At 32.6% G+C, this 14,459-nt stretch carries 17 protein-coding genes; 11 read left to right on the top strand and 6 right to left on the bottom strand.

Annotated elements, in window-relative coordinates; genetic code table 11:
* Nucleotides 1-445: 445 nt before the first annotated feature.
* A complete protein-coding gene (locus AB8U03_RS05825) occupies nucleotides 446-814 on the bottom strand; it encodes a hypothetical protein (protein ID WP_369703620.1) in 369 nt (122 codons plus the stop codon).
* A 321-nt stretch (nucleotides 815-1,135) separates the two neighbouring features.
* On the opposite strand from AB8U03_RS05825, the gene AB8U03_RS05820 reads away from it, so the two are divergent.
* Together AB8U03_RS05820 and AB8U03_RS05815 are read left to right on the top strand one after the other, a co-directional pair.
* Nucleotides 1,136-1,279, top strand: a complete 144-nt coding sequence (locus tag AB8U03_RS05820; RefSeq protein ID WP_369703619.1) for a hypothetical protein — start codon at nucleotides 1,136-1,138, stop codon at nucleotides 1,277-1,279.
* 776 nt (nucleotides 1,280-2,055) lie between these two features.
* Nucleotides 2,056-2,259, top strand: coding sequence for a hypothetical protein (locus tag AB8U03_RS05815; protein ID WP_369703618.1), 204 nt, complete (start codon nucleotides 2,056-2,058; stop codon nucleotides 2,257-2,259).
* Between the two features lie 238 nt (nucleotides 2,260-2,497).
* Here the strand turns inward: AB8U03_RS05815 and AB8U03_RS05810 are convergent, their stop codons facing one another.
* Nucleotides 2,498-2,737: a hypothetical protein gene (locus AB8U03_RS05810; protein WP_369703617.1), complete on the bottom strand. Its 240-nt coding sequence runs from the start codon at nucleotides 2,735-2,737 to the stop codon at nucleotides 2,498-2,500.
* 265 nt (nucleotides 2,738-3,002) lie between these two features.
* On the opposite strand from AB8U03_RS05810, the gene AB8U03_RS05805 reads away from it, so the two are divergent.
* The 7 genes from AB8U03_RS05805 to AB8U03_RS05775 all read left to right on the top strand — a co-directional run bounded on the left by AB8U03_RS05805 (nucleotide 3,003) and on the right by AB8U03_RS05775 (nucleotide 9,505).
* Entirely contained in the window at nucleotides 3,003-3,434 is a 432-nt protein-coding gene (locus AB8U03_RS05805; RefSeq protein ID WP_369703616.1) for a hypothetical protein, read from the top strand.
* Nucleotides 3,435-4,145: 711 nt separating this feature from the next.
* Nucleotides 4,146-4,604, top strand: coding sequence for a hypothetical protein (locus AB8U03_RS05800; protein ID WP_369703615.1), 459 nt, complete (start codon nucleotides 4,146-4,148; stop codon nucleotides 4,602-4,604).
* A 68-nt stretch (nucleotides 4,605-4,672) separates the two neighbouring features.
* On the top strand, nucleotides 4,673-5,029 hold the full coding sequence (locus AB8U03_RS05795; protein ID WP_369703614.1) for a hypothetical protein: 357 nt from the start codon (nucleotides 4,673-4,675) through the stop codon (nucleotides 5,027-5,029).
* A gap of 440 nt (nucleotides 5,030-5,469) precedes the next feature.
* Nucleotides 5,470-6,705 (top strand): threonine ammonia-lyase, encoded by a 1,236-nt coding sequence (gene ilvA / locus AB8U03_RS05790; RefSeq protein WP_369703613.1) that lies wholly within the window; start codon nucleotides 5,470-5,472, stop codon nucleotides 6,703-6,705.
* Nucleotides 6,706-7,017: 312 nt separating this feature from the next.
* Complete coding sequence (locus AB8U03_RS05785) at nucleotides 7,018-8,277, top strand: double-cubane-cluster-containing anaerobic reductase (RefSeq protein ID WP_369703612.1); 1,260 nt, start codon at nucleotides 7,018-7,020, stop codon at nucleotides 8,275-8,277.
* Nucleotides 8,278-8,410: 133 nt separating this feature from the next.
* The gene (locus tag AB8U03_RS05780) at nucleotides 8,411-8,662 is read left to right on the top strand and encodes a DUF3343 domain-containing protein (protein WP_369703611.1); all 252 of its coding nucleotides are present in this window, start codon (nucleotides 8,411-8,413) and stop codon (nucleotides 8,660-8,662) included.
* Between the two features lie 78 nt (nucleotides 8,663-8,740).
* The gene (locus AB8U03_RS05775) at nucleotides 8,741-9,505 is read left to right on the top strand and encodes an acyl-CoA dehydratase activase (RefSeq protein WP_369703610.1); all 765 of its coding nucleotides are present in this window, start codon (nucleotides 8,741-8,743) and stop codon (nucleotides 9,503-9,505) included.
* A gap of 152 nt (nucleotides 9,506-9,657) precedes the next feature.
* Here AB8U03_RS05775 and AB8U03_RS05770 read toward each other — a convergent pair whose 3' ends face one another.
* Together AB8U03_RS05770 and AB8U03_RS05765 are read right to left on the bottom strand one after the other, a co-directional pair.
* Nucleotides 9,658-9,906, bottom strand: coding sequence for a spore coat protein (locus tag AB8U03_RS05770; RefSeq protein WP_369703609.1), 249 nt, complete (start codon nucleotides 9,904-9,906; stop codon nucleotides 9,658-9,660).
* Nucleotides 9,907-9,917: 11 nt separating this feature from the next.
* Nucleotides 9,918-10,103 carry a hypothetical protein gene (locus tag AB8U03_RS05765; RefSeq protein ID WP_369703608.1) on the bottom strand — a complete coding sequence of 62 codons (186 nt, stop codon included), beginning with the start codon at nucleotides 10,101-10,103 and terminating at the stop codon, nucleotides 9,918-9,920.
* A gap of 165 nt (nucleotides 10,104-10,268) precedes the next feature.
* Between AB8U03_RS05765 and AB8U03_RS05760 the strand changes: the two genes are divergently transcribed.
* Nucleotides 10,269-10,556, top strand: coding sequence for a putative quinol monooxygenase (locus AB8U03_RS05760; RefSeq protein WP_369703607.1), 288 nt, complete (start codon nucleotides 10,269-10,271; stop codon nucleotides 10,554-10,556).
* A gap of 74 nt (nucleotides 10,557-10,630) precedes the next feature.
* On the opposite strand, the gene AB8U03_RS05755 is transcribed toward AB8U03_RS05760, so the two are convergent.
* Nucleotides 10,631-11,506, bottom strand: a complete 876-nt coding sequence (locus AB8U03_RS05755; protein WP_369703606.1) for an SDR family oxidoreductase — start codon at nucleotides 11,504-11,506, stop codon at nucleotides 10,631-10,633.
* A 205-nt stretch (nucleotides 11,507-11,711) separates the two neighbouring features.
* Between AB8U03_RS05755 and AB8U03_RS05750 the strand changes: the two genes are divergently transcribed.
* Nucleotides 11,712-13,715: an oxidoreductase gene (locus AB8U03_RS05750; RefSeq protein WP_369703605.1), complete on the top strand. Its 2,004-nt coding sequence runs from the start codon at nucleotides 11,712-11,714 to the stop codon at nucleotides 13,713-13,715.
* A gap of 125 nt (nucleotides 13,716-13,840) precedes the next feature.
* Here AB8U03_RS05750 and AB8U03_RS05745 read toward each other — a convergent pair whose 3' ends face one another.
* Nucleotides 13,841-14,416, bottom strand: a complete 576-nt coding sequence (locus AB8U03_RS05745) for a class D sortase (protein ID WP_369703604.1) — start codon at nucleotides 14,414-14,416, stop codon at nucleotides 13,841-13,843.
* Between the last annotated feature and the right edge of the window lie 43 nt (nucleotides 14,417-14,459).

Genomic DNA, 14,459 nt, shown 5'->3' with positions numbered 1-14,459 from the left:
ATTCTTATTATACAAATACTAAGAGTTTTGGAGAAATCCAAGGCTCTTTTTATGTTTAAAATACTTGAATAGGAGGCTAGGGATGAGTGAATGTTATGATGCAAAGCTATGTGAGGAAAGGCATAAACAAATAAATGAAACTTTTGATTTACATGAGAGAAGGTTGAATGACCATTGAACCAGATTAAAAAAGATAGAAAATGAAAATGTAGGTACTGCAAAAGATGTTCAAAACTTTAAAGATACACTTGAGGATATAAAGCAGCTTATAGAAAAAATGACAATGCAATTAGAAGGTTTAAAAGAAAAGCCAGCTAAGAGATGGAATAGTCTAATAAATCAGATTATTAATAAAAAGCCTAGTGGGAAAAATAAAATCCTACTAGGTTTTTGGCTTTGATGTTTAATAAATCACATGTTCAAGTAAAAAAAGGAGTTGAAATAACTACTCGAAATCTTCATCCAAATATCGACCTCCGCCCTGAGGTGGCCTTCCCTGAGGTGGTCTTCCCTGAGGCGGTCTTCCCTGGGGTGGTCTTCCTTGAGGTGGAGGTACATGAATTGGAGTAATACGTAATATGTCACGACGGCGAACACGAACAGATCGGTTACCAGAATGCGTAAATATGGTTAGAGATACTATATCTGTACGCCGATTGTAATCATTTATATGTGCTGTGACAGTACGTCCTCTGAAGTCAATAAGTGCAGTTTGACCTACATGTGATTGTATCACTTGTGGGGAAACAGATTGTCTGAAATAATTGCTATAATCTTCATCATAGTAATCGAAAGGACAGTAATAATTTTCCACGTGTTATTTCTCCTTGCATTTCTTATTTCAATATTTATATTATGCTAATATTATGTTTTTGGGAATTAATTTAATTTGCTTTTAATAAATATATTGTTTAATATAATGTATTCCAATCTATGTTTTAAATTGACATCTTTTGACCAAGGTAAGGAGCTAATCATTTTCCGATTGGCTTCTTAATTATAATAGATGAGAACATCCAGCTTTGGGATGGAGGTGTGTTTTTATAACTAGAGGTTCTTTATACTGTACATATAAATCTTGTTTTAAATAACTTATATTGGGTATAATCATATTTAAAATAAGCAGTATAATTATATGAAAAGAAAGAGAAAAGGATTAAAAATTATAGTTACTAACCCAGAAGAAATTCCAGCAGCCGAAGAAAGATTTATGGAATTATTTCTTAGATTAAATAGGGACAAAATATTAAAATGTATTGAAGATTTAAACAAAAAATAAATTTTGCGGGAGATTTTTGCGGGAAATCAGTGTCTATAAAGTGTTTTTTAGTGTCATAGATATAACATTTTATAAAAAATAAAAATTGCTTTTAGGCATTGATATTACAGAGATTTGACAACATAATTACCTGATATGAAATTAACAGAATTTTAAACTTCGAATCCAGAGGCCGGGAGTTCGAATCTCCCTGGGTGCACCAATAAGTATTGATATTAAAGGATTTGTAGAAATACAGATCCTTTTTTATTTTAAAAATTGTCCCCATTTTGTCCCCAAAGTTATTCTACATTAAAAAGATTATTTATTTTATCAACTGCTTTAATTTTTTGTTCAGGCATGACATGAGTATAATGGATCGGATTTCAAGTGAGGGGGACAAAGCTTTAAATGAAATTTATCTATATCTTCAAAATGAGTTTAAGAAAGATAAACTTTGATATTTTAAAATTTATAAATTATTTTAAGGAAGTTTTAATAATTCAAATATAATATAACAGTATACCGATACTTCTTAAATAAAAGTAAAATATTAATTACATTAGTGTCTGTGGTTGCAGGGCACGATAAACTTAAGTGCAACCTCCAGAGTATTCTTTATAAATTGTTATCCCCTTTAAAATTATATTGTAAAGTAGGCATCTTTTTATTTTTGTCTTTATTTTCATTATGAAGAGCCCACAAATTTACTTGAAAACATTTATAATCTTTTAAACGATAATGGAAGAATAGGTGTAATACATTGGAAATGTGAGAAAACGCCAAGAGGCCCATCAATGGAAATAAGGCCAAAACCAGAAATGATTATTAATTGGGCAGTAAAAATAGGATTTAAATTAGAAAAACAGGTTGAACTTTTACCGTATCACTATGGGTTAATCTTTAAAAAAGACTTGAAGTTTTCAGCATTTCCTCTGCCACTTAGCTGTTTTGATAAATTGTCATTTTCAGGATTGACAGCTCCAAATACAACAGTTTGATCTCCGTTAATTCTAAATGTCTTATTCATATTTTAATGGGATTTTAATGAGATTTTAATAATATAAATATAATATAATAAGTGTACTAAGGAAATAACCTTAGCGAAAATAAAAAGATCGTCTCCCTTAAAAATATATCATAAAATAAGCACCCGTCATTTAGAGTGCTTATTTTATTCGAAATTTATAATGTTTAAACTAAGTGTATTCTATGGTATAAGTAACACCTTTTTAATAACTAATACCAATCATCGCAATCATCATAAGGTATTATAACTGGAAGGATTAATGACATTGGATGATGGTAAGGGAAAGGCCTGTGCATCATTTTACGTCTGCGTCTGCGTCTTCTACGTCTACGTCTGCGCCTACGTCTTCTTGGGTCTCCTTTCCTATAATCTGAATTAATGTTATCATCTGCATCATCATCTTCATCTATATCATAGTATTCATCATCTATTGGTTCATCGTAAAACATTGGGCATGAATATGATGGGTAATGCATTGGACAATTCATTGATTGGGGATTATAGAAATATTGATTTTTTTCTTCGCTATTGTTACTAGAATCCATGAAATTCCTCCGTAAATTTATTTACAATATATATTATGGCTTAAATAGTATATTGTGAATAAAAGTTAAAATAGTTGATATATGTGATGAAGGCGAACTAAATTTAGCAGGAATTTTGGAGGATTTAGAGAATACTTAGAGAATGTATAGCATTAAAGGAGGAGTGAAAATGAGAGGAACCGCTGGATTGTTAGGCTGGATTGCTGTGTGGGGATACATTATAGCATTAATTAATTATTTTATGAAATATATAAACAAAAAATATATAAATAAACTTTCAAATGATAAGAAACAATATAAAGATTTGTACAGATTTATTATGAAGTATGTAGTTAAATATCATAAAATAGCAGGAATAGTTGCATCAATAGCCGTAATAGGACATCTATACATCATGTATAATTTTATAGGATTATCAATACCAGGACTTATTGCGGCAATAACTATATTAATAGTGCTTATTTTGGGAATATATGGAGTTTTTATAAATAGGAATATGAGAGGTTCATGGGTTAAAGTGCATAGGACTTTAGCATTTATTTTGATAGTCTTGATAGGTTTTCATGTAATGTTTTCGAGATTTTTATTAATTCACAGATAATCATATCAGAGTTTTTTCAATCTAAAACAAAATTTATGACTACATATCGGCTTGTTTTCATATTGTTTACGAATAGTTAACTAATATGATATTAAGACGTAACAAATACCTTATATAATTATAAATGTTCTAAGGAAATAACCTTAGTTTACATAAATTAATAATCCCCTTTAAAATTATATTGTAAAGTAGGCATCTGTCATTTAAGGTGCTTATTTTGCGTAGGGAGCAGATAAGAGGTTTGAAACAGGGCAAACCTAAGAAAAGTTACACTATTAGAAACTCCAGCTTGAGCTGGAGTTAGTAGTTTTATATTAGAATTTTACTAAAGCCCTATCTTGTAATAATTATTAATGCATTTTATAATAATTATATAAAAGCCAATCAATTTTTTTAAGAGTGTTCATTGCTATGCCATAAATTGTTTCAAAAAGCTCTGTATAGGATACTTTTTTAATACTACCCATAGAAAACACCTCTTTTAATCTTAGTATATTCTAAATTTTTAATTATGTAAATGATTTCACTAAAATTAATAAATAAGTTATTCTGTTTTTTTATGCAGTTTTTTTCTTCATACCCATCTCATTTGTATGAACTGTAGATAAGCAGAAAATTTTCAATTAAACATAATATTTTATTTAACCCTCAGCATATCTTTTACTAAAAGCATATATTTTTGTATTTTAAAGTTGAGGGGGTAATATTATAATGAAAGAACAATTATTAAGTTTGCTGGTAGAATTTATTTTAGGTGTAGTTGGAATTATAGGAAGTTATGTGCTTAAGAAAGTTTCAGATGTAGTGGAAGAACAGAGACAATCCCTTATAGCCAGAAAGGGTATGGATGATTATAATCATGCTCTCATTGTGGCAAGGGGAATGTATTATGTTCTGGAAGGTGAATTTAGTTCTGCAAAAAAGTCAGGAGATACCAAGAGAAGTGAAATGAATAGAAGGTTGTTGCAAATATCTCCGAATCTTACTCAGGATGAATTGGATGCTATAAATAAACAGGTATGCAATGCTACTGATAGGGAAATAGACCAGCAATTGTTTCAGCTGGCAGAGTTGAAAGAAACGCAATCCAGAGTATGGCAGCAGCTGACACAATTACAACAGGAGAATATACGGCTAAAGCAGATTATAGCTAATACACAAAAACAATAATTTAAGAATGGAGATAAGGGTGTATTTATGGTAGAATTAAATAAAACACCTGAAGGGGGTTGGTTGATATGTATAGGGAATGGCTGGAAGTTTTAGAGGAAGATAAAGTGGAAGTGGAAAATAAGCTTAATGAATTATTCGGACAGGTGATTTTAAAAGAACATGAAAAAGGAAAAGAAGGAATATTAACTATTGATACCCATGGTAATCTTGATATATACTTTGAAAATAAAGAATATGTATTAAAGGAAGTTTCCAAAGGAATTGAATTGGAAATTATTAGAATTGACTGTGATCAATACAAAAATTTAAAAGGTAAAGAAGATATTAAGCAAAAAATGGATCATTTAAAAAATAAAGTTATACCTGATACCATAAATAAACTGTATGAAGATATAAGAGGATGGGCGCTAGAAGAAAGTTAAAAGGATATAGATGAAAATTGACTGTACATTTTAAATAGGTTATCTTAAAAGAATCTTTAAGATAACCTATTTTTATTATTTTTACTAACTGTAGGAATTAAAACATATAAGAAATATTTCGTTCATTAATTTTAAAAATATGACATAAATATGTTAATAAAATTATAAAAATTAAATTGTATAAAATAAATTAATATGTTATTATAGACTTGCAATAAGAAATAATATATGTATAAATTACATTTTCATACATATGTAGTAAATATACAAACATAAAAAATATGAAAACGTTTATCAATATAATACAGCTAAGTATATGTTTTAATAAGCTATTTTTAAACACATAAATTTTTAAAAGATAATTGAATTTTTTATGTCTAAATTAAATTAACATGAAAGTTTTACGACAATATAACAATATTAATCGGGGGGAATAAATTATGGAATTAAATTTAGAAAAAATCAAAAAGGCTAGAGAAAATATTAAAGCTGTAGTAAGAGAAACTCCTCTTTTTTACACAAGCACTTTTTCCAGGAAATGCGGTTGTAATTTATATTTAAAATGTGAAAATAAACAAAAAACTGGAGCTTTTAAATTAAGAGGTGCTTATAATAAATTAGTTAATCTCAGTGAAGAGGAGAAAAAAAGAGGAGTTATAGCTTCTTCCGCAGGTAATCATGCTCAGGGAGTTGCCTATGCAGCAACAGCTTTTGGTGTGAAATCTACAATAGTTATGCCCGCTACTGCACCTCAGGCAAAAGTCAAGGCCACCCAGGGATATGGAGCTAAGGTTATCCAGGCAGGTCAGGTATATGATGAATGTTATGCCAGGGCAGTGGAAGTTCAGAAAGAGACAGGAGCTACTTTTGTTCACCCTTACAATGATGTAGAGGTAATGGCAGGGCAGGGAACCATAGGTCTTGAAATACTGGATAAATTGCCAGAAGCAGATGTTGTAATAGTTCCAATAGGCGGAGGTGGATTGATATCAGGTGTTGCTACAGCAGTTAAATCCATAAAACCTTCTATAAGAGTTGTAGGAGTACAGCCTGAAATTATAGCTTCTACTAAAGTTTCCATGGAACAGGGAAAAGTAGTCACCCTGCCGGGAGCAAAATCCTTGGCTGATGGTACATCTGTCAGTGCACCTGGAGATAAATGTTTTGAGTATATCCAGAAGTATGTAGATGAAGTGGTATCCGTAAGTGAAGAGGAAATAGCTTTAGGAATGTTTTCATTAATGGAAAGAAACAAGTTAATAGTTGAAGGAGCCGGTGCATTACCTTTGGCGGCTTTATTGGCAGGAAAGATAAAGGGAATAAAGGGCAGAAATGTAGTGGGACTTGTAAGCGGTGGAAATGTAGATATAGCCAATGTTGCTAAAATAATAGAAAGAGAGTTAGTTTTAATAAATAGAAGAATAAGATTTACTGTGGAAGTTCAGGAAAAAACAGGTACCCTATGTAATTTGGTTTCCAAAATTGAAAAATTGGGGGGACAGGTTGTTACTATAACTAAAAATAATAATTGGAGTGAAAAGGGACTTGATTTCTCCGATGTATCTTTTGAAATAAATGTGGAGTCAGAAGAACATGGAAGAAAGATAATAAGCGAATTGGAGAACAACAGTTATTCATTGGAATGTGGGCTGTTGGAGTGCAGTAGAAATCATTAATATAGAATTTAATGTTAAAATATGAAGCATGGTGCAAATATCAGGAAGATAGTTTTCCTGATATTTTTTTAAAAATTTTTAGATTTATTGTAAAATTATGAGCCTCTCATATTTGCTGCTTGATATTAATTAATAAAATGATTAATAAATCGAGTATCATATAATGCTATAAATGTAGGCAATTATTTATGATAGTATAAAAGTATAATAAATAGGTGTATTGAATAAATACAGCTTTTCTATTTAGAAGAAATTTTGTATGGTTGTGAACTTATGCAGCTAGGTTATACCAAATAAAAAGGAGGAATAATATTGGCAGATTATAGAGAACTTTGGAGTAAACTTGGAATTGATTTGGAAAAGCACGATAAATTGTGTGCCGTACTTCCAGAATTATATGGGGGTACATATCTTACCCAAAAAAATAGGCCTGAGGGAATGAATTATTTTAACTTTGTTGTGGCTGAAGTACACGGCTTGAGAATAAAAGAATTGGACGAGCATAAGAAAAGTGGAGGAAAAGTAGTAGGAACATTTTGTGTATTTGTGCCAGATGAAGTTATATTTGCAGCAGGAGCAATAGGAGTGGGTCTTTGTGCAGGATCTCAATTTTGGGTTGAAGATGGTGAAAAGGTTTTACCAAGAAATATGTGCCCTTTAATCAAAGCATTCATGGGGGCAAAAGTGGGAGGAACATGCCCTTATTTTCAATCCTGTGACATGGTAATTGGGGAAACAACTTGTGATGGAAAAAAGAAAGCCTGGGAAGTGTTGGATGATTATGTGCCGGTATATGTTATGGAATTACCTCAGATGAAAAGGGAAAAGAATTATGCTCAGTGGATAGAAGAAATAAAAGAATTTATAAGTAAAATGGAAGAACTTACTGGTAATAAAGTGACAGTTGATACTCTAAGAGAAGGTATAAGAATTGCCAATTTAAAGAGGAAAGCGTTGAAAAGGTTGTATGATTTGAGGAAATATAAACCGTCTCCCATAAGCGGATTAGATGTTCTTTTAATATCACAGATTGCCTTTTATGATGATCCAAAAAGATTTGTAGAAAAATTAAATGAATTATGCGATGAATTGGATGAAAGAGTTAAAAATGGAGTGGATGAAGGCAAAAAAAGACTTATGATAACGGGGACTCCCATGGCGCTGCCTAATTGGAAGCTTCATTCTATTATAGAAGGATTAAATGCCCAGGTGGTAGTTGAAGAAACTTGTACTGGCACAAGATATTTTGAAAATGAAGTGGATGAGAAAGGAGAAACCATAGATGATTTAATTAAAAATATAGCAGATAGGTATATGAAGATAAATTGTGCCTGTTTTACCCCAAATACAGGGAGAATTGATGATATAATAAAATATACAGATGAATATAATGTAGATGGAGTAATCGATTTTAATCTTTCATTTTGTCATACCTATGCTGTAGAACATAAGGCTGTAGAAGAGTCTTTAAAAGAGAAAAATATACCTGTTATGCAGATAGAGACAGATTATTCCACAGAGGATTCGGGTCAGATAAAAACTAGAGTGGAAGCGTTTTTAGAGATGCTCTAGCTTTCGGGATATAATTAAAAAGTGTAAAAAATGCCTGTAACTCTTTTTTAAGAAGTGTTAAAGGCATTTTTAGAAACTATATTGACAAGGGTTTTGTACCTTGTGCATGAGATAATTATGGGGAGTTGATGACATGAATGGTATAAGGTATTATATACTATTTCCCTGCCATACTGAAGGTATAAAGATGGAAAAATTGCTAAAGGAAAATAAGATCAAATGCACAATTGTACCTACTCCAAGAGAAATTTCATCTTGTTGTGGAATATCTATAATGTATAATAAAGAGGATGAAAAAAAAATAAAAGAGCTAATACATCATTACAATGTAAAAACTCTTGGATTACATTCTGTAAATAAAGAAATAGTCAATCCTTATTTATAGTTGTAAATTTTATGTTGTACCAGGCCGCGGTTGAGGGCCGTTGTAATGATATATTCTTGTAGATAAAGGTGGAGTTTTATGACTTACATAGGTATAGATATAGGTTCTACAGCTTCAAAAGTTTGTATATTTGATGAAAAAATTGAGAAGTTATTTGTACTTCCAACAGGTTGGAGCAGTGTCAAGGTTGCCGGTGATATAAAACTTAAGTTAGAAAAGGTGGGGTTAAAGAAAGATAATTGTAAAATAGTTGCCACAGGTTATGGAAGGGTATCTGTGCCATATGCTGATAAAACTATAACTGAAATTACATGTCATGGAAAGGGAGCTTATTATCTTTTGAAAGATGATTGTACAGTAATTGATATAGGTGGTCAGGATACGAAAATAATTACTGTAAAAGATGGGAAAGTTACTGACTTTACTATGAATGATAAATGTGCTGCCGGCACTGGAAGATTTTTGGAACTTATGGCTAATACACTGGGGCTTGAAATAGACGAGTTGTGTGAAAAAGCAAAAAATGGCAGTGGAATCACCATAAGTTCTATGTGTACCGTATTTGCCGAATCTGAAATAATAGGATTAATCAGCAATGGAAGTAAAAGAGAGGATATAGCTTTTGGTATAATAGATTCTATTACCGGTAAAGTGAAATCTCTTTGCCAAAAACACGGAGAAGGGTTTAATTATTTTTTAACAGGAGGTTTAAGTGATAATGAATATATAATAAACACACTTTCTAAAAAACTTCAGCTGCCCGTTAAAAGTCACAAATATGGAAGATATGCAGGTGCCATTGGAGCAGCTCTTGCAGCCATGGAATTGAAATCTAATTTATAAATAGCTTTAATTATACAGGTTTACATAAAAAATAAGTATCAGTTTTTACTGATACTTATTAAAAATTATATTATTTTTATTTTCGCCCAAGGTATCCACTTAGGACAATTGATATTATATGAGTTATTTGTTAAAATGTAATACTATATGTTTTATTGACCCATTAATTGTGATTTAACCTGTTGAACTTCATTGCTGTCAGCCATCATTGCAGGTTTATAAAAGCCTTTTGACTGGGCGAGTTTATAGAGTTCATATTGAGATGTTTCACAGTTGTTCCTGATCTGTTGAATTGTTGATCTCAGATTAGGGTTAGCACATTCGGCTATTACATTTGCATAAGTTGTTAATTCGCCTTTAACCATTGAAAGTGTGTCATTGATCATTACTTTATCTTGCATGTTTTTCCCTCCTAATTTAAGAATGACAGCAATTGCTGTTTTGTTTTTTGAGCATCCTGTGCGGATTTTTGAAAATATGATTTTACCTCTGGGTCAGTACAGTCCTGTAAATATGTCTGCATTTTTTCATAAGCCGTATCATGTGCTCCGATAAGGTGCCTGAGATTTTGAAGTTCTTGTTGATTTAATTGTGACATAATAAATACTCCTTTCATGCTTTTTTTTTAACCAGTAGTTATTATCTTTAATTTTGATTTAATTATGCAGAAATATAAAAAATTATTGAAAATAATTTAAAGGATTTCATATAAATGTATAGAATTATATAATTTAAAATATATAAAGAGGAGATAAGTGATATCATGATTAAAGTTATATCTAAAAGTTATGTTGAACTCGGTGAAATAGAGAAATATAAAGATTTGGCTTCCGAATTAATTGAAAAAAGTAAAAAAGAAGAATCAAATATATCTTATGGGCTGTATCAAGATATTGATAATCATCAAGTTTTTACTTTTATAGAAGAATGGAAGGATAAAGATAGTTTATATAAACATATGAAAACAGATCATTTTATGAAAATAGTTCCTAAACTTGCAGCACTCCGGGAAAAAGATGCAGATATGAATATATATACTAAATGTCTTTAATGATTTTAAGTGCTGCAATATCACATGGATTGCAGCACAGGTTTCAGTAAAAGCAGCTAAATATTGAATGAAAATCAGCTTCCTATAAAGTCACCACCATTTATATGTATAGTTTGACCCGTAATAAAAGAAGCTTCAGGGGATGCTAGAAATACATAAGCAGATGCCAGCTCAACTGGTTGACCAGGCCTACCTATAGGAATAGCACCACCAAATTTTCCAACTTTTTGTGAACTAAAGGAAGAAGGGATAAGAGGTGTCCAGATTGGGCCTGGCGCCACTGCATTTACCCGTATATTCCTTCCTATTAAAGATAACGCCAAAGAACGGGTAAAGGATACAATTGCACCTTTTGTAGAAGAGTAGTCAATCAAGTCTTTACTTCCTTTATAGGCGGTTATGGAAGCTGTATTTATTATGCAGCAGCCTGGTTTAAAATAAGGCAATATTGCCCTAGTAATATAAAACATACTGAAAATATTTGTTTTAAATGTCTTCTCCAGTTGTTCATTTGTTATATCTTCAAGGCTGTTTTGGGGAAATTGTACTCCGGCATTATTTATAAGAATATCTATTTTATTATATTCCTCTATGGCTTTTTCAATGGCAGTTTTACAAAAATTGTGATCCGTAATATCTCCCGGAATCAAAAGGCATCTTCTGCCTAAGTTTTCTATGACTTTTTTTGTATTTTCCCCATCTGTATGCTCATTGTAGTAAATTATCGCTAAATCTGCACCTTCTTTGGCAAAAGCTATGGAAACAGCTTTTCCTATTCCGCTGTCTCCTCCTGTGATTAAAACAGTTTTGTTTTTTAATTTATCGGATCCTTTGTATTCAGGATCTTCAGCTACTGGTGTCGGATTCATTTCAGATTCTATTCCAGGCTGGGCATCCTGTTTTTGCTGGGGAATAGACTTTGGAAAATTCAAGTAAAAATCGTTGTTCATATTTAAAATTACCTCCTAATAATATCCCGTGTACAAGGTAATATAAGCCCCTTGCCATGGCCACCCATACGTAGATTACACATAGGCGAATCTATAATCTTATCAATAATAGTATGGATAATTATAAAAATAATATCCTTTAGTATATTTAAACTAAATAAAGGAAAATATAAAATTAAAATGTATAGGAGGTAAAAGGGCTAATATGGAAAGTAAATCCTTGTTTCAGCCTATTAAAATAGGCAAAATAGAAATAAAAAATAAAATATCAATGGCTCCTATGGGGGCCTTTGGTCTTGTAGACAATGAGGGCTGTTATAATCAAAGAGCCATAGACTATTATGTAGAAAGGGCAAAAGGGGGAACAGGTCTTATTATAACCAGCATCACTAAAGTGGAAAATGAACTGGATAAAGTTGTACCCGGTGTAATTCCGGTTATTTCAACAAATCCTGGAAGATTTATAATGACATCGGCGGAGATGACAGAAAGAGTTCATGCTTATGGCGCGAAGATATTTCTACAGCTCACAATGGGATTTGGAAGAAGCGGTGCACCTGGTACGCTCTTGACTTCACAACCTGTTTCTGCTTCAGACATTCCAAATTACTGGGATCCAACTGTTACCTGCAGGGCACTTACTACTTCAGAAGTAGAATGGATAGTTACAAAATTTATTGAAGGTGCTGAGGTTGCAAAACAAGCAGGATTTGATGGCGTTGAAATACATGCAGTACATGAAGGATACTTGCTTGATCAGTTTACACTTTCCATATTTAATAGAAGAACTGACAAATATGGTGGAGATTTAAGGGGGAGGCTTCAGCTTCCAATAGAAATAGTACAGGGAATAAAGGCCAGAGTGGGAGACAGTTTTCCTGTAGGGCTGAGATATAGCGTGAAAAGCTGTATAAAGGACTGGAGACAGGGTGGACTTCCAGATGAAGAGTATGTGGAAAAAGGCCGTGATTTGAAAGAAGGACTTGAAGCTGCAAAAATTCTTGAATCCGCAGGATACGATGAGCTCAATACGGACTTGGGTACATATGATGCGTGGTACTGGTCCCATCCGCCGCTTTATCAAAAAGATGGACTGTATCTTCCATATACCAAGGAACTTAAAAAAGTTGTTAAAGTTCCTGTTATAGTTGCAGGTAAACTCGGCATTCCAGAGATGGCTGAAAAAGCTCTTGATGATGGGTCAGCAGATATGATTGGGCTTGCAAGACCACTTCTCTGTGATGCATACTGGCCTAAAAAAGTTCTGGCAAATCATCCGGAAAGAATTCGCCCGTGTATTGGATGTCATACAGGATGTCTTGGAAGGGGATTTGAAGGAAAACCACTAAGCTGTACAGTAAATCCTGCTGCCGGAAGAGAAAGATATTATGAAATAAAGCCTGCTCCAGAGTCAAAGAAAGTGATGGTTATAGGAGGAGGAATGGCTGGAATGGAGGCAGCTAGAATTGCAACTATGAGAGGCCACCAAGTTACACTATATGAAAATACAGAGGAGCTCGGCGGGGAAGTTATTCCGGGTTCAGTTCCTGATTTCAAACTGGATGACAGAAGGCTCCTTGACTGGTACAGAAATGAAATGAAAGAACTTAAGATTAAAATAGTTTTAAATACAAAAGTAACAGAAGATATTGTCCATAAAGAAAATTCTGATGTGGTTATTATTGCAACCGGTGCAAAAGATATTAAACTAAATTTACCCGGCATAGAAAAAGATAAAGTTACAACGGCAGTTGAAATTTTAAATGGGAAGAAACAAGCTGGAGAAAATGTGCTCATGGTTGGCGGTGGACTTGTTGGATGTGAAACTGCCCTTTATCTTGCCAAACAAGGTAAGCAGGTCACAATTGTTGAGGCCAAGGATGGTGTATTAAAAGCAGGTAAAGCAGTTCCGCACATGAACAAAATTATGCTTATTGATCTTTTGAAAAAGTACAATATAAAAACTATTACGGGAAATTCCCTGCTTGAGGTAACAGATGATGGTGCCGTACTGATTGACAATGGATTTAAAAAGCAAAATGTATCCGCTGATACTGTTGTAATTGCCATTGGATTTAAATCTGACAGGGAATTGTATGATAAACTCAATGGTAAAATAGCTGATTTATATATAGTTGGTGATGCGTACCAGACTGCTAATATAATGGATGCAATATGGAGCGGAAATGAAATTGGTCTCAACTGCTGATTGTATGTAGAATTGAACGTCTGTCTCAAAATTTATTCTGAGGCAGACATTTTATATGATAAATGAGCAATAGTTGATAGTTAACTGCCTATTGTCCACTGTCAATTGCCAATTGTGCATTGTTATTACTTTTCCAGCCTTGCACTTATTATGAGTCTATGTGTAGCAACCCTGATAGGTGTGCAGGTAACGAGTGTCATGGTTGAGTCTTTTGTTGCATTTAACACATCCACCTGATAAGGTAGTACAATTTTTTTATTTGACACTTTGTATTTGTAATTCCCATTGATTGTCTCTATGAGTATTTCATCTCCAGTTTCTATTTCGTCCAGCCTGTTAAAATATTGTCCGAAAGTATAGCTTCTATGCCCTGCCAGGGCAAAATTTCCATTTTCACCGGGCATGGCCGTACCTTTAAAATGCCCTACTGCATATCTGAGTGTAGCCATATCAGTTCCTTCACCTATTGCAACTTTTAAGTCTATTTTGGGTATGATGAGGATACCTATTGTGCCGTAATCCACCTTGGAATCTTTATCTGAATTTTTTTCCGCAGGTTTGGCGTTTTTAATTCTCTGTTCATAATTTCTTGTCATATTATCCTGCTTATATCTTGTCCAGTATTTAGCCGAAAAGGCATATAAAAGTATTGAAATTCCTATAAGTATAAATATCAGACCTATTATTCTGACTCTTTTCAACAGATTTTCCTCCAACATCACTTCAAATTTTAAATAAAAACAA

Origin of the sequence: Clostridium moutaii, from assembly GCF_041205085.1 — a bacterium.
GTDB lineage: Bacteria > Bacillota > Clostridia > Clostridiales > Clostridiaceae > Clostridium_B > Clostridium_B moutaii.
The sequence above is the reverse complement of the archived record's forward strand: the minus strand, read 5'-3'. Positions and strand labels throughout refer to the sequence as shown.

Coding starts and splice junctions, on each gene's coding strand:
- ilvA (WP_369703613.1), top strand. CDS start 5,470: ATGGAATTAAATTTAGAAAAAATCAAAAAGGCTAGAGAAAATATTAAA.
- AB8U03_RS05755 (WP_369703606.1), bottom strand. CDS start 11,506: ATGAACAACGATTTTTACTTGAATTTTCCAAAGTCTATTCCCCAGCAA.
- AB8U03_RS05810 (WP_369703617.1), bottom strand. CDS start 2,737: ATGTTTTACGATGAACCAATAGATGATGAATACTATGATATAGATGAA.
- AB8U03_RS05795 (WP_369703614.1), top strand. CDS start 4,673: ATGTATAGGGAATGGCTGGAAGTTTTAGAGGAAGATAAAGTGGAAGTG.
- AB8U03_RS05760 (WP_369703607.1), top strand. CDS start 10,269: ATGATTAAAGTTATATCTAAAAGTTATGTTGAACTCGGTGAAATAGAG.
- AB8U03_RS05805 (WP_369703616.1), top strand. CDS start 3,003: ATGAGAGGAACCGCTGGATTGTTAGGCTGGATTGCTGTGTGGGGATAC.
- AB8U03_RS05800 (WP_369703615.1), top strand. CDS start 4,146: ATGAAAGAACAATTATTAAGTTTGCTGGTAGAATTTATTTTAGGTGTA.
- AB8U03_RS05750 (WP_369703605.1), top strand. CDS start 11,712: ATGGAAAGTAAATCCTTGTTTCAGCCTATTAAAATAGGCAAAATAGAA.
- AB8U03_RS05815 (WP_369703618.1), top strand. CDS start 2,056: ATGGAAATAAGGCCAAAACCAGAAATGATTATTAATTGGGCAGTAAAA.
- AB8U03_RS05820 (WP_369703619.1), top strand. CDS start 1,136: ATGAAAAGAAAGAGAAAAGGATTAAAAATTATAGTTACTAACCCAGAA.
- AB8U03_RS05780 (WP_369703611.1), top strand. CDS start 8,411: ATGAATGGTATAAGGTATTATATACTATTTCCCTGCCATACTGAAGGT.
- AB8U03_RS05775 (WP_369703610.1), top strand. CDS start 8,741: ATGACTTACATAGGTATAGATATAGGTTCTACAGCTTCAAAAGTTTGT.
- AB8U03_RS05770 (WP_369703609.1), bottom strand. CDS start 9,906: ATGCAAGATAAAGTAATGATCAATGACACACTTTCAATGGTTAAAGGC.
- AB8U03_RS05765 (WP_369703608.1), bottom strand. CDS start 10,103: ATGTCACAATTAAATCAACAAGAACTTCAAAATCTCAGGCACCTTATC.